Below are 13932 nucleotides of genomic sequence, written 5' to 3' on the forward strand. Positions count from 1 at the left end.
AAGAAGTCGTCCCCGCTGTTTGCTGAGTTGCGCCAATCTCGTGCCCCGGACGCGGCGCAGCACGCAGTGATGCGCTGCTGAGCCGGGGCCCAGGCGGCGTCATCACGGCTGCGACGGTGTGGGTCCTCGCTCTGCGGAGCGGCACCTCGCGCCGCACCGCGTCCGAGACAACAGAGCAGCTCTTAGGCCACGCTCTCCAGAAACGCCTCTTCCGCGGCGTGCACGGCGTCGGGCGTGCCGACATGCATCCAGACACCGTCGAGCCGGAGGCCGAACAGCCGCTCCTGCTCGTTGGCGCGGTCGAACATCTTGGTCAGCGAGAACTCGCCCGCCGGTGCGCCCTCGAAGATCGACGGCGACAGGATCGCGGCGCCGGCATAGACGAACGGAACGATCTCTTTTTCCTTGCGCTTGCGCAGGGCGCCATCGGGCAGCATGCCGTAATCGCCGCGGCCGCTATAGCCGATGCTGGTCGCGGTCGGCGCCATGAGGAGCAGAATGTCCATGCGTTCCGGATCGAAGTTTTCAGCGAGCCGCGTCAGGTTCGAGCGCACGCCGTCGATCCAGAGCGTATCGGAATTGACGTGGAAGAACGGCGCATCGCCGAGCAGCGGCAGCGCCTTGACCACGCCGCCGCCGGTGCCGAGCACCTGGTCGCGTTCGTCGGAGATGGTCACGCGCGGATGCTGGCGCGATGCGGTGTGATCGATGATCTGGTCCGGCAGGTAATGCACGTTGACCACGGCCTCGGTCACGCCGGCCTGGCCGAGCTTGTCGAGCACGTGGTCGAGCAGCGGCTGTCCCGCCACCGGCACCATCGGCTTCGGCATCTTGTCCGTCAGCGGACGCATGCGCAGGCCGAACCCTGCGGCGAGCACCATGGCTTTGGTCGGTTTGACGGACATCCTTCGCTTTCTCAGACCTTTCGCGTTCGCAGCAATCTAGCACGAGGTTCGATCAGCCGCACCGCATCTCAACCGCCTTAACCAGCCGCCGTGACGGTTGTACGACGGGTGTTGCCATCATGCCCCGACGGCTGTGGAGCGCGCCTTTTTCTTCCGGTCGCCGAGCTTGAGGAAATTGACGCCGATCTGGTCGCCATTGACCCAGGCCAGCTCGCAGCGCCGATAGGCCAAGCCGGTCGACGACAGCAGCAGAAAGAACTCTTTCAGATGCAGGCCCTCGACCGAGCCGTCGATGGTCAGCTTGGCGCCGGTTTCGGAGACGTCCTCCATGGTGCAGTCGCGCCGCCAGGTGCCGTCGATCCCCATCATCTGGGCCGAAATGCCGCGCTCGAAAACAACCCGGCTGTTGCCGCGCTGGTCCGTCTTTACCGCCATGTGCCCGCTCCAGCCCCGCAATGATCCGGCTGCCTCGCCGCCAGAATACCGAGGTCTTGGCTAACAGCCGGTAAATCGGCCCCAAATCAGGCCTGCGGCGGTGGGACGTGGGTGAGATACCAGTCGCGCAAGGAGTTCAGCGCCGGATGCGCCAGCGAGCGTTGGAGATAGGTCCAGATCCGCGGCTGGTGGCGCAAATAATGCGGCTTGCCGTCGCGGCGGTTGAGGCGGGCGAAGGTGCCGAGCAGGCGCGTGTTCCGCTGCGCCGACATGATGGCGTAGAGCTCGGCGAAGCCGGCGGGATCGAAGCCTGCATCACTCGCGCGTCGTGCCTTGATGTAGCGCGACAGCAGCGTCAGCTCAACCGTCTCGGGCACGTCGATGCGGGCGTCCTGAAGCAGCGAGACGACATCGTAGGATTGCGGTCCGAGCACGGTGTCCTGGAAATCGATCACGCCGACGCGCTCGATGCCGCTGCGATCGCCGAGCCAGATCAGATTGGGCGAGTGGTAGTCGCGGATGACCCACGTCTGCGGCGCCGCCAGCGGCTTCTTGAGCAGCTCGCGCCACATCGCGAAAAATTCCGCGCGGGCCGCTTCGCTCAGCGGCGCGTTGCGGTCGGGCAGATACCATTCCGGCATCAAACTGATTTCGATCAAGAGCGCTTCGTTGTCGAACACCGGGATGTCGTAACTCTGGCCCGCCAGCGGCAGGGTTTCCGGCAGCGCCTTGCCGTGCAGCGTGGCCAATAGGTCGGTCGCGGCCTCGTAGCGCTCGGCAATCGGCCGCGGCGGGTCGCCTTCGATCACGCCTTCGCTGCCGAAATCCTCGGTGATCAGGAAGCCATGGTCGAGATCGGAATGATGAATGGCAGGCGCCGAGATGCCCTGCGCGCGCAGGCCTTCGTCGATGGCGACGAAGGGCTTTACATTCTCGGCGAGATGCACCGCCGCGCTGTAGGATTTTCCGTTGTACACCGCTGCACCATCCGGGCGCTGCGGGAAGTTCATGAGGATGACGATGCCGTCGTCGCGCAGCAGCCGCGCATAGGAGCGGGTCGAGGCGTCGCCGGCCATGCGCTTGCGCGTCGCGTCCATGTAGCCGGCGGCGTCCAGAAACTCGCGCAGGGCCTGCAACCGCGCCACAATCGCGGCGGCCTTGCCATAGCCGGTGATGTCGGCGGCGCGCGCGTTAGAGCCCAGCGCCGGTCGATGCGTCAGCGCGATGTCGATGCGGTCTTGTGGCATCGCCGACGGCGCACGCTCCGGCCATTCGATCAGGACGAGCGTTGCATCCGGGAGCGGCGAAAGCCCGATCTCCTCGAGCTCGCTCTCGTCCTCGACGCGGTAGAGATCAGCATGCATCACCGGAAATGGCGGCAGCTCGTAACCCTGCACCAGCGTGAAGGTCGGGCTCGGCACTTCCAGCGCCTCGTCGCCGGCGAGATAGCGGATCAGGCTGCGCGCAGCCGCGGTCTTGCCGGCACCGAGATCGCCGGTGAGGGTGATCACGTCGCCGGGGCCGACCAGCAGCGCGAGGTCGGCCATCAACTGCGCGGTGGCCGCCTCGTTGTGAAGCGCGACTGAGAATGTAATGGGTCCGGTCATTCGGCGGCGTCGCGATGCGCCGCCTGGTCGGTCGGAAAATCGCAGATCACGACCGTCCCTCGGCCGACTATCGAGTCCACCCGCACCTTGCCGCCATGCAGCTCGACGAAGGAGCGCACCAGCGACAGGCCGAGCCCGGCGCCGCGGTGACGCGAGCCCTGCGAGCGGCTTTCGAACCAGTTGAACACCTTGTCCTTCATGTCGGCAGGTATTCCAGGCCCGGAATCTGTCACGGTGAAGACCACACTGCGCTCGGTGCGGCGCGCGCTGATGCCGACGGTAGAATCCTGTGGAGAAAACCCGACGGCGTTGGCGAGGAGATTATAGAGCACCTGCACCACGCGCTTCTCGTCGCCGGTGAAGCTGCCGACGTCGGGCGCGATCTCGACCTTGAGGCGGATGCGGTCGGTGGCGAGGCGGTCCTGGATGCCCTCGGCGGCGAGCTCGATGGTCTTGCTGACGTCGACCGGGCCGAGTTCCAGCTTCATGGCGCCGGCATCGATGGTGGCGAGATCGAGGATGTTGTTGGTCAGCGCCAGCAGCGCATTGGTCGATTTGGTGACGTAGTCGAGATATTCGGCCTGCTTCGGCGTCAGCGGCCCGGTCGATGGATCGCTCAGGAAGTGCGCAAAACCGATGATGGTGGTGAGCGGTGAGCGCAGCTCGTAGGAGACGTGGTGGACGAAATCCACCTTCATCTGGTCGGCGGCCTCCAGCGCCTCGTTGCGTTCGCGCAGCGCACGCTCGACGTTCTCGGTGTCGGTGATGTCCTGGAACGTCAGCATGGTCGCGCCGTCATGCAGCGGCCGGATCATGCCGTCGAGCACGCTGCCGTCCTTGCGCTCCAGCTTCAGCGGCACGTCGGCGCGATTCTCGATCGAGGTGACGGCCTCGCGGATCTGGCGCCAGACCACCGGGTCATCGAACAGCTGATGGCACCAGCCTTCGACGGTCTGGATGTGCGGCTCGTCGCGCATGGCATCGCTCGACAGCTTCCACATCCGGACGAAGGCCGGGTTGAACAGCTGGGCCTTGCCGTTGCTGCCGAACACGGCGACGCCCTCGGCGAGGCTGTCCAGCGTCTCGCGCTGAACCCGGATCATGCCGTCGAAGCGGCGGGCGAGCTGGAGGCTCTCGGTGACGTCGTCGAACAGATAGGTGACGCCGCCTTCCGGGTTCGGCGTGGTGACGACCGAGAGAGCGCGGCCGTCCGGCAGGTACCAGGTGTCCTTGGCCGCCTCGACCGCGCGATAGGCCTCGTGCAGCTTGGACTTCCAGGCCCGGAAGTCCGGCTGCTCCGGCAGCTTGCGCGCGGCGCGGAGCTGGTCGAGCACGCTGGAATCATCCGGGTTGGCGTCGAGGAAGCTGCGGTCGAGGTCCCACAGCCGGCGGTAGGAATCGTTGTAGAAGGCAAGCCGGCGCTGGCCGTCGAATACGGCAACGCCGGAGGAGAGCTGGTCGAGCGTGCGGCGATGCGCCTCCGCCATCCGCACCAGCGCGGAGCTGAGCGCATCCGCCTCGCTGGCATCGATGGCGACGCCGACGCTGCCGCTGCCGACATTGACGGCACGCACGTCGTAGATTCGGCGCTCGCCGCTGATCACGATCGGCAGCCGCGCGTTGAAATTGGCCGCGTCCTTCAACCCCCGCTCCATCGCGGTGCGATCGGCGCTGTCGAGCAGCTCGAGCTTGCGCTCGTGCGCGTCGACGATGCTGTTCGCCTCGGTGGCCCGCACATAGGCCGGGTTGGCATAAGTCAGCGCGCCGTTCTCGCCCTTGGCCCAGATCGGCCAGGGTGCGGCGGCGGCAAAGCCGCGCAGCATCTCGGTCTCGTCGGAGAGCGCGTTGTAGCGCAGATTGGTTTCGGCCAGATCGCGGCGGAGTCCTGAGAGTTCGCGAATCCGGACAATGGCCTGGCCGCCGATGGCGCGGCCGATGGCCTCCAGCGTGTGGCCATGGGCGGTGGTCAGCGTCAGCTGGAATCCATCACCGCGGTCGCGCAGCGCATCGACCGCATGATCCATCTGCAGCGCGGGTTCCGGCGGCAGCCAGGTTCCGAATGCGAGCACGCGCTGCGGGGACGAATCGCGCGGCAGCACCAAGGATATGTCGCCCGAGATTTGCGCGCGGTTGTCGCCGGCCGGCCATGAGATCAGGATTTGCGGCTCGGCGAACAGCAGCGCGCCGTATCGGTCAGCCTGGAGCTGGAGTTCCCCGATTCGGGCGCGCAGACGCGCCTCGTTCTTCGCCGTACGCACCCGCGTGCGCATCAACAGGATCGCGGCCATCACCGAGAAGCCGAGCAAAGCCAGCGCGGTGGCGAGCACCGCGAGTTCCTGCCGGTTGAAATCCAGCATGATGGAGAGAGTGTCGAGGAGATCGGCGGCCTCAGCCGGCGCAGCCGGCAGCAGCGCTGCAAGAGCGCCCCCCAATAAGCCGTTGCGCACCAGCGATGTGCACGACAGCAGCGTCCGACGCATCGACACGATCACGCCTGACATAGTTGCCCCAAGATCGCACGGATTTGCGCGCGGCGACCCCCGTCGCGCGCGAATCAAAAGACAATACCCTCACCGTGACTCCGCCGGTAAGAGTCCAGATCGTGAACGTAAACGCCACTCCCCAAAAATGCCGGGCGCGATGTTCCAGCTCACGTCGTTCTTCGGGATGATTCGGCTGAAACTGTCGCGCGTTAGCGGCCGGTCGAGCCGAAGCCGCCGGCGCCGCGATCGGTCGTGGACAAGCTGGCCACGGGAACCAGGGCGGCCTGCACCACGGGCGCGATCACGATCTGGGCGATGCGCTCGCCGCGCTTGATCACGAAGGCGGCTTGGCCGTGATTGATCAGGATCACCTTGATCTCGCCGCGGTAGTCGGCGTCGATCGTGCCCGGCGAGTTCAGCACGGTGACGCCGTGCTTGGCCGCAAGACCCGAACGCGGTCGCACCTGCGCCTCGTGCCCAGCCGGCAAGGCGATCGCGAGCCCCGTCGGCACCAACGCATATTGCCCGGGCGCCAGCGTGAGGGGTTCGTTGTCAGGAACCGCCGCCATCAGGTCGAGCCCGGCGGCCTCGGCGGTCTGATAGGTGGGCAGCGGCAGGCCGTCGGCATGGGCGAGGCGTTGCAGTTCCACAGTGACTTTGGTGCTCAAGATGCCGGCTCCCGGGATTTATGGCTCAGGCTTTTCGCGACATGCGCGACCAGTTCGATGGCGACCTGTTCCTTGGTCATCACCGGCCAGGAATCAACTGCAATCCCGCCGTCCTTCCCGTCGTTCTTGCGGCTGATCAAATGCACCGTGTTGCGATCGCCGCCCATCACGCCGGTGGCAGGCGAGACGTCGTTTGCAACGATCCAGTCGCAGCCCTTGCGCGCGAGCTTCGATTTGGCGTTGTCGATGAGGTGCTCGGTCTCGGCCGCAAAGCCGATCACCAGCGGCGGGCGCCTGTCGGTCAGCTTCGAGATGGTGGCGAGAATGTCGGGATTTTCGACCAGCTGAAGCGGCGGCATGCCGGCCGAGGTCTTCTTCAGCTTCTGCTCGCCTTCATTGGCAACGCGCCAGTCGGCGACCGCGGCGGCGAAGATCGCGATGTCGGCGGGAAGCGAGGCCTGCACCTGCTCCAGCATCTGCCGCGCCGATTCCACGTGCTTCACCGTGACGCCCTGGGGATCGCTGAGATCGACGGGACCGCTGACCAGAATCACCTCGGCGCCCGCCGCTTGCGCCGCGGCTGCAATGGCAAAGCCCTGCTTGCCGGAGGAGCGGTTGGCGATGTAGCGCACCGGATCGATCGGCTCATGCGTGGGGCCCGCGGTGATCAGCACCCGCTTGCCGGCAAGTGGCCTCGGCACCGGCGGCCGCAGCAGCCGCTCGGCGGCGTTGGCGATCTCGACGGCTTCGGACATGCGGCCTGTTCCGGCCTCGCCGGCTTCCGCCATCTCGCCGGAATTGGGGCCGATCAGAACCACGCCGTCGCGCTGGAGCAAGCCGACGTTGCGCCGCGTCGCCGCATTGTTCCACATCAGTGGGTTCATTGCCGGCGCCAGCAGCACCTTGCGGTTGGTCGCGAGCAGGATGGCGCTGGCGAGATCGTCGGCATGGCCGTTGGCCATCTTGGCCATCAGATCGGCGGTCGCGGGCGCCACCACGATCAGGTCGCAGTCGCGCGCCAGGCGGATGTGGCCGGCGTCGAACTCACTTTGCGGGTCGAACAGGTCGGTATAGGCGCGCTCATGCGAGAGCGCGCTCGCCGCCAACGGCGTGACGAATTGCTGCGCCGCCTTGGTCAGGACGCAGCGGACCTCGATGCGGCGTTCCTTCAGCCGGCGGATCAGGTCGAGCGATTTGTAGGCGGCGATGCCGCCGCCGATGATGAGGGTGACACTGGCCTCGGGAAGGGCGCCGGTGCGCTGTGCCGTGGGAGCGGACGATGCCGCCGCCGGGGCAGAAAACGGCGTCAGCGGCTCCTCGCGGCCCTCGATCAGCTCCCGCAGGATGACCCGGACCTCTTCCTCGACCGACCTGCGGTTCTTGGCCGAGCGCAGCCGCAGATAGGTTTTGACGTGATCGTCCAGTTTGCGGATGGTCAGGCTTGCCATGACGACCTCCAGCACAGAATGATAGCGATGCTATCATCCGCGTGATTGCAGTGCAATCATAGATTCCGGACGGCGATCAGGATGCCGATGAAGGTTGCGGCGATGATCCAGAGCGCGACGGTGCGCCAGCGGGTCTTGCGGCCTTCGCTGCGTCCCATCGCGGCGATGCTCTCCGGCGACAGCCTGATGCCGTCCCGCGTCATGGTCTCGAGCTGCTCCAGGACCTTCACGGACCGCTCCACGATCTCCGGCAGGCGCATCAGCACCCGCGCGATGTCTCCGGTCCCGGCGAGCGCCCCCTGCACCCGGCCGATCGGGCCGAGATTGCGCTCGATCCATTCGCGTACCACGGGGTCGGCGATCTTCCAGATGTCGAGCTTGGGATCGAAGCCGCGCGCCACGCCCTCGACCACCACCATGGTCTTCTGCAGCAGGATCAGCTCCGGCCGCGTCGTCATGTCGAACAGGCCGGTGACCTCGAGCAGCAGCGTCAGCAGCCGCGCCATCGAGATCTCTTCCGCCGTGCGGTTGTGAATCGGCTCGCCAATGGCGCGGATCGCTTGCGCGAAATTCTCGACCGAGTGATGCGCGGGCACGTAGCCCGCCTCGAAATGCACCTCAGCGACGCGACGATAATCGCGGGTGATGAAGCCGAGCAGGATTTCAGCGAGGAAGCGCCGCTCCTTCATGCCGAGCCGGCCCATGATGCCGAAATCGACCGCGACGAGACGGCCGGCATCGTCCAGGAACAGATTGCCCGGATGCATGTCGGCATGGAAGAAGCCGTCGCGAAGTGCGTGCCGCAAGAAGCTCTGGATCACCTTGCGGCCGAGATCGGGCAAATCGACCTGCGACTCTGCCAGGCGCTTGTGATCGTTCAGCGCGATGCCGTCGATCCATTCCATCGTCAGCACGTTGTGCGTGGTGCGGTCCCAGTCGACGGCCGGCACGCGGAAATCAGGGTCGTCGCGCGTGTTCTCCGCCATCTCCGACAGCGCAGCGGCCTCCAGCCGCAGGTCCATCTCCATCGCGACCGAGCGCGACATGGTGTTGATGACTTCGATGAGGCGCAGCCGCCGCGCTTCCGCCGAGTAGGTCTCGGCCTTGTGCGCGACGAAGAAGAAGTCGGAGAGGTCGCGGCGGAAGCGCGCGGCGACGTTCGGCCTGAGCACCTTGACCGCGACCGACGTGCGGATCCCGTGGTGCAAGACTTCGGCGCGATGCACTTGCGCGATCGAGGCGGCCGCGACGGGAGGCCCGAAGCTGACGAACACGTCCGTGAGCGGCCGCTCCAGTGACGTCGCAATTGCGGCCTCGGCTTCGGCCTGTGGAAATGGCTGCAGGCGGTCCTGAAGGCTTTCGAGGTCGCGCGCCATGATGACCCCGACCACGTCGGGGCGCGTCGCCAGGAACTGTCCCAGCTTGAGATAGGCGGGGCCCATCCGCGTCAGCGCGCGCGAGATCCGCGGGCCGTGCTTGGTGCCGCGGCGTTCGACGAGACGCGCCAGCTTCAGCGCGAGCTGTCCCGGCGGCGGCACCAGGCTCGGATCGACCGAGCCGAACACGCCCTCGCGGGCAAACACGAACGCGGCGCGGATCAGGCGCGCAATGTGGTTAAAGGCTGAGATCACAAACGCCAGCCCGAATGCAGTGCGACGATGCCGCCGGACAATGTCTGCCAGCTGACGCGGGCGAAGCCGGCGTCGCGGATCATGTCGGCGAACGCGTTGGGTTTTGGAAACTTGCGGATCGATTCGACGAGATATTGATAGGACTCGGCATCGCCGGTGATCATGCGGCCAAGCGGCGGGATCACCTTGAACGAGAACAGGTCGTAAAGCCGATCGAGCCCCGGCATCTCGACGCTGGAAAATTCCAGGCAGAGGAAGCGGCTGCCGGGCTTCAGCACGCGATAGGCTTCTTGCAGCGCAAGGTCGATCCGCGGCACATTGCGGATGCCGAAAGCAATCGTATATGCGTCGAAGCCGCGATCGGCGAAGGCGAGCGCTTCGGCATTGCCTTCGACGAAATCGACCCGGGTTTCGAGATGCCGCTTGACGGCGCGCTCGCGGCCGACCGCGAGCATGTCGGTGTTGATGTCGCAAACGGTGGCATGGAAGCCCGCACCTGCGGCCTTGGCGGCGCGGAAGGAGATGTCGCCGGTGCCGCCGGCCACGTCGAGCAACGCGAACGGCCGGTCGCTCCTGGGCGGGTCGAGCGCCGTGATCATGATGTCCTTCCAGACCCGGTGCAGGCCACCGGACATCAGATCGTTCATCAGATCATAGCGCGAGGCCACGCTGTGAAACACGTCGTTCACCAGCGTCTGCTTGTCCCCGAGGGGAACGTCCCTGAAGCCAAAATGCGTGGTTTCGCCCGGCCGATCCATTACTCTACTCCACTGGGCGGACCATAGCGCGCCCGCCGCAATGGCGCTATCACACCGCCCTCATAAGGTGAATGCCTGACCATGCCCGAATTGCCCGAAGTCGAGACCGTCCGCCGCGGCCTTCAGCCCGTCATGGAGGGCGCGAAAATCCTGTCCGCGGAGGCCCGCCGGCCGGACCTGCGCTTTCCGTTCCAGCCGGACTTCGTGGCTCGGCTCAAGGGGCAGGTCGTCACGGGCCTCGGCCGCCGCGCAAAATATCTCGTGGCGGATCTCGCCTCCGGCGATGTGCTCTTGATGCATCTGGGCATGTCGGGCTCATTCCGAGTCATCAAGCGGGGCAACGACGCCGTGCCTGGCGAGTTTCACTATCCGAAGGCCAAGGATTCCGCGCACGATCACGTGCTGTTTCGGATGTCCTCCGGCGCCGACATCGTCTTCAACGACCCGCGCCGCTTCGGTTACATGAAAGTGATCGCACGCAGCGCGCTTGATGAAGAACCGCTGCTGCGCGGGCTCGGCCCCGAGCCGCTCGGCAACGAATTCGATGCCGCGATGCTGGCGCGGTCCTGCGCAGGCAAGACCACGAGCCTGAAGGCGGCGCTGCTCGACCAGCGCGTGGTCGCGGGGCTCGGCAACATCTATGTCTGCGAAGCCTTGCATCGCTCGCATCTGTCGCCACGCCGGATCGCGGCGACGCTCGCGACCAAGGGTCGCAAGGGCGTTGCCGGGGGCGAGCCAACCGACCACGCCAAGCGATTGGTCGGCGCGATCCACACCGTGCTCAACGACGCCATCAAGGCCGGCGGTTCGTCTCTGCGCGACCATCGCCAGACTTCGGGCGAGCTCGGCTATTTCCAGCATTCGTTCAAGGTCTATGACCGCGAAGGCGAGACCTGCACGACCCCGCGCTGCGGCGGCACGATCAAGCGCTTCACCCAGAACGGTCGATCGACGTTCTGGTGTCCGAAATGTCAGAAGTGACGATCAGGCAAGCGGTCCGAGTCCGGAAGGCCGTGAGGTTTTCGAAGGCCGCCACGGGCGTCATTGCGAGGAGCCCTTGCGACGAAGCAATCCAGAGTCCCTCCGCGGAAGGATTCTGGATTGCTTCGCTGCGCTCGCAATGACGGGTGGATAGAGCATTCCGAAGAAGCGCGAGGCGAAGCAATCCGGCCGGGCTGGTGGCCGGATTGCTTCGTCGCTGGGGCCCTACAGGATGGTGAAGGGCCAACTGCCGTCCGAGCGATCGCCCCGCTCAGGACGCCAGCGTCGTGGTCTCGTCCGCCGTAAGCTTGGCGGCGGCATGCAGCATGCCGTCCGCAGCCGACATCACCTGGTCGATCAGGACACCGGTCCTCGCAGTGAGCTCGAGCCGGGCCTCAATCCAGCGCCAGAGGCCGCGGATCTCGTCCGCCGACTTGCCGTTCGGCGCGAATTCGCTGACGGCAAGGCCGCTCGCGAGCGAATCCTGATGATCGTTGCGCATCACGATCAGCGGACGCGCGAGCACCTCCGCAAGATCGAGCGCGGCTTCTTCGGCGAGGGTGTTGGCGGCGTTGTCGATGCGCTGGCCGCGGATCGGCGTCTGGTTCAGCACGAAGCTGTAAGGCCGCTTCCAGGCGCGCGCGACGCTCAGCGTCGAGACGGTCGCTTCGATGTCGGCGACGCTCGGGCGCGCCGGGATCAGGCAGAGGTTGGAATGACGGATCGCCGCAGTGGTGGCGGCGCTGAGGCCGGCGGCAGTATCGACGATCGCAAGCTGGAGGCCACTATCGGCCAGCATCTTCAGGCGCGGCTCGATGTCGGCGGCGTGATAGATCGGCTCGACGACGAGATCATCGGCGGCGCGACGGCGCTGCCAGTTGGACAGGGTGCCCTGCGGGTCGGTCTCGATCAGGCGGACGGTGAAGCCGGCCTGCTTGGCCGCGAGCGCGAGGCCGATGGCGAGCGTGCTCTTACCGCTGCCACCCTTTTGGGTGGCCAGTACGATCGTGTGCATTTGAAGATCAATCCTTTGGAGTGCTTGGGTCAGGGAAACGCCACGCGAACGTGCATCGATGTGGATGCTGAGCTCTTCTTGCTCAGGACGTGCCGGCCCGATCCAAAGGGGATCGCGGAGGTCCGAATCAGCAGTAGCAATGATGGCGGAACACGGAATGCCAGCTAATCCGTACCAATACTGGACCCGTACTCGTACGTGTGGTGTGCTTGCCGCCGTGCATAAAAGGACAAGCGGCATGGGCGGAAAGTGGCGCGACCGGACGGCGACGAATTTTGAATGCCAGAAGATGCCTGCGGTATCGAGCCGCGGCATGGTGGTCAGCAACCATCCACTAGCCTCCAGCGCCGGCGCGGAGATGCTGGCGGCAGGCGGCAACGCCGTCGACGCCGCGATCGCGACCCTGTTCACGCTGACGGTGGTCGAGCCGATGATGGTCGGCATCATCGGCGGCGGCATGGCACACATACGGCTCGCCGACGGCAGCCACCGTTTCATCGACGGGCAGAGCACCGTGCCCGCGGCGGTGCTTGACACCAGCTACACCTCCACGCCGGGCTCGGCGCATGACGTGTTCGACACCGTCGGCAATGAAAACCTCAACGGCCCGAAGGCGGTTGCTACACCGGGCTCGCTGAAAGCCTGGTGCGAAACGCAGCAAAGGTTCGGCACCATGAGCCTCGCCGACGTCATGCAGCCCGCGATCAAGCATGCCGCGCGCGGCTATGCGGCGACCCCCTATCTGCATGAATGCATCAAGGAGAGCGCCGCCGAGATGCGCAAAGACAAGCCGATCGCGGCGATCTATCTGCCAGACGGCGAGCCGCTCAAGACCGGCGCGCGCGTGGTACAGGCCGAATACGCCGAGACCTTGCGCCATATCGCCGACCACGGCGAGACCGCGCTCTACGAGGGGCCGCTTGGCGACATCCTCGTCGACTACATGGAAAAGGCCGGCGGCTTCATCCGTCGCAACGATCTCACGAATTACAAGACGGTCGAGCGGCAGCCGATCCGCGCGGACTACCGCGGCTGGACCATCCTTGGCCCTCCGCCGCCCGCGGCCTCCGGCGTGCACATCGCGCAGATGCTGAACATTCTGGAGGGCTACGACATCGAAGGTCTTGGCTTCGGTACGCCCGAGACCATCCACTGTCTCGCCGAAGTCCTGAAGATCGCATTCGCCGATCGCGCTGCGGCCAGCGGCGATCCTGATTATGTCGGCGTCCCCGTGGAGCGGCTGACGTCGAAGGCCTATGCCCAGGAGCGCCGCGGCGCCATCGATCCGGCACGGGCGCAGACCTGGAGCGCCGGCGTGTCGCAGCTTGAAGGGGCACACACCACGCACGTGACGGCGGCGGATGCCTTCGGCAACGTGGTTGCGACCACGCAGACCATCAACAATCTGTTCGGTGCGAAGATCATGATCCCGGGCCTCGGCGCCATCGCCAATAATTACATGAACCTGTTCGATCCGCGTCCCGGCCATGCGCTATCGCTGGCGCCGGGCAAGCGGGTGACGACGTCGATGTCGCCGATGATGGCGCTGCGTGACGGAAAGCTGCGCTACGCGCTTGGCTTGCCAGGCGGAAAACGCATCTTCCCGAGCGCAATGCAGGCGCTGGTCAATCTGATCGACCACGGCATGAGCCTGCAGGAGGCCGTCGAGGCGCCCAGGGTCTGGACCGAGGGCAATGCGCTAGAGGTCGAGCAGACGGTGCCGGAGAGGGTGTGCGTGAAGCTCGCGGCGCTCGGCCACAAGGTGCAGCCCGTCGCGACCGTCGCCGGCGGCATGAACGGGATCGCATTCCACGACGACGGCACCATGACTGGCGCCGCCTGCTGGCGTGCGGACGGCACGCCGGTCGGGATTTCCGGCGGGCTTGCGCGGGCCGGCGTGAGGTTCACTCTGGCCTGACCCGCAAACGCACCCCGCAGCGCAGCGCAAAGTTTCATGTGCAATGCAACGGTCATAGCCCGGTTGTTCTACGGGCCTTTTGA

General features: G+C 65.9%; 11 protein-coding genes. 2 read left to right on the forward strand and 9 right to left on the reverse strand.

Annotated features, from left to right (window positions below):
• Positions 1-182: 182 nt before the first annotated feature.
• The 8 genes from IVB28_RS00215 to ubiE all read right to left on the reverse strand — a co-directional run bounded on the left by IVB28_RS00215 (position 183) and on the right by ubiE (position 9935).
• Complete coding sequence (locus tag IVB28_RS00215) at positions 183-905, reverse strand: nucleotidyltransferase family protein (protein WP_247524061.1); 723 nt, start codon at positions 903-905, stop codon at positions 183-185.
• A 117-nt stretch (positions 906-1022) separates the two neighbouring features.
• Positions 1023-1340, reverse strand: a complete 318-nt coding sequence (locus IVB28_RS00220; RefSeq protein WP_247314512.1) for a PilZ domain-containing protein — start codon at positions 1338-1340, stop codon at positions 1023-1025.
• An 86-nt stretch (positions 1341-1426) separates the two neighbouring features.
• A complete protein-coding gene (tsaE, locus tag IVB28_RS00225) occupies positions 1427-2947 on the reverse strand; it encodes a tRNA (adenosine(37)-N6)-threonylcarbamoyltransferase complex ATPase subunit type 1 TsaE (RefSeq protein ID WP_247524062.1) in 1521 nt (506 codons plus the stop codon).
• On the reverse strand, positions 2944-5448 hold the full coding sequence (locus IVB28_RS00230; RefSeq protein ID WP_247524063.1) for a PAS domain-containing sensor histidine kinase: 2505 nt from the start codon (positions 5446-5448) through the stop codon (positions 2944-2946). Before IVB28_RS00230 ends, tsaE begins: the two co-directional genes overlap by 4 nt.
• A gap of 191 nt (positions 5449-5639) precedes the next feature.
• Complete coding sequence (dut, locus tag IVB28_RS00235; protein WP_247524064.1) at positions 5640-6098, reverse strand: dUTP diphosphatase; 459 nt, start codon at positions 6096-6098, stop codon at positions 5640-5642.
• Positions 6095-7546 (reverse strand): bifunctional phosphopantothenoylcysteine decarboxylase/phosphopantothenate--cysteine ligase CoaBC, encoded by a 1452-nt coding sequence (coaBC, locus tag IVB28_RS00240; RefSeq protein WP_247524065.1) that lies wholly within the window; start codon positions 7544-7546, stop codon positions 6095-6097. The genes dut and coaBC overlap by 4 nt, the downstream gene beginning before the upstream one ends.
• 56 nt (positions 7547-7602) lie before the next feature.
• The gene (gene ubiB, locus IVB28_RS00245; RefSeq protein WP_247524066.1) at positions 7603-9177 is read right to left on the reverse strand and encodes a 2-polyprenylphenol 6-hydroxylase; all 1575 of its coding nucleotides are present in this window, start codon (positions 9175-9177) and stop codon (positions 7603-7605) included.
• Positions 9174-9935 carry a bifunctional demethylmenaquinone methyltransferase/2-methoxy-6-polyprenyl-1,4-benzoquinol methylase UbiE gene (gene ubiE, locus IVB28_RS00250; protein WP_247524067.1) on the reverse strand — a complete coding sequence of 254 codons (762 nt, stop codon included), beginning with the start codon at positions 9933-9935 and terminating at the stop codon, positions 9174-9176. The genes ubiB and ubiE overlap by 4 nt, the downstream gene beginning before the upstream one ends.
• A gap of 81 nt (positions 9936-10016) precedes the next feature.
• On the opposite strand from ubiE, the gene mutM reads away from it, so the two are divergent.
• On the forward strand, positions 10017-10916 hold the full coding sequence (gene mutM / locus IVB28_RS00255; protein WP_247524068.1) for a bifunctional DNA-formamidopyrimidine glycosylase/DNA-(apurinic or apyrimidinic site) lyase: 900 nt from the start codon (positions 10017-10019) through the stop codon (positions 10914-10916).
• Between the two features lie 271 nt (positions 10917-11187).
• Here mutM and IVB28_RS00260 read toward each other — a convergent pair whose 3' ends face one another.
• Positions 11188-11931, reverse strand: coding sequence for a ParA family protein (locus IVB28_RS00260; protein WP_247524069.1), 744 nt, complete (start codon positions 11929-11931; stop codon positions 11188-11190).
• Between the two features lie 238 nt (positions 11932-12169).
• Here IVB28_RS00260 and ggt point away from each other — a divergent pair, with 238 nt between their 5' ends.
• Positions 12170-13849 (forward strand): gamma-glutamyltransferase, encoded by a 1680-nt coding sequence (gene ggt, locus IVB28_RS00265; RefSeq protein WP_247524070.1) that lies wholly within the window; start codon positions 12170-12172, stop codon positions 13847-13849.
• The last annotated feature ends 83 nt before the right edge of the window (positions 13850-13932 follow it).

The sequence above is a fragment of the Bradyrhizobium sp. 199 genome, from assembly GCF_023073355.1.
Classification (GTDB): Bacteria; Pseudomonadota; Alphaproteobacteria; order Rhizobiales; family Xanthobacteraceae; genus Bradyrhizobium.

What these genes read in the sequence shown, in the direction of transcription:
- ubiE (WP_247524067.1), bottom strand. Translation starts at nt 9,935, where the DNA reads ATGGATCGGCCGGGCGAAACCACGCATTTTGGCTTCAGGGACGTTCCC.
- IVB28_RS00215 (WP_247524061.1), bottom strand. Translation starts at nt 905, where the DNA reads ATGTCCGTCAAACCGACCAAAGCCATGGTGCTCGCCGCAGGGTTCGGC.
- tsaE (WP_247524062.1), bottom strand. Translation starts at nt 2,947, where the DNA reads ATGACCGGACCCATTACATTCTCAGTCGCGCTTCACAACGAGGCGGCC.
- coaBC (WP_247524065.1), bottom strand. Translation starts at nt 7,546, where the DNA reads ATGGCAAGCCTGACCATCCGCAAACTGGACGATCACGTCAAAACCTAT.
- IVB28_RS00220 (WP_247314512.1), bottom strand. Translation starts at nt 1,340, where the DNA reads ATGGCGGTAAAGACGGACCAGCGCGGCAACAGCCGGGTTGTTTTCGAG.
- IVB28_RS00230 (WP_247524063.1), bottom strand. Translation starts at nt 5,448, where the DNA reads ATGTCAGGCGTGATCGTGTCGATGCGTCGGACGCTGCTGTCGTGCACA.
- mutM (WP_247524068.1), top strand. Translation starts at nt 10,017, where the DNA reads ATGCCCGAATTGCCCGAAGTCGAGACCGTCCGCCGCGGCCTTCAGCCC.
- ggt (WP_247524070.1), top strand. Translation starts at nt 12,170, where the DNA reads ATGGGCGGAAAGTGGCGCGACCGGACGGCGACGAATTTTGAATGCCAG.
- IVB28_RS00260 (WP_247524069.1), bottom strand. Translation starts at nt 11,931, where the DNA reads ATGCACACGATCGTACTGGCCACCCAAAAGGGTGGCAGCGGTAAGAGC.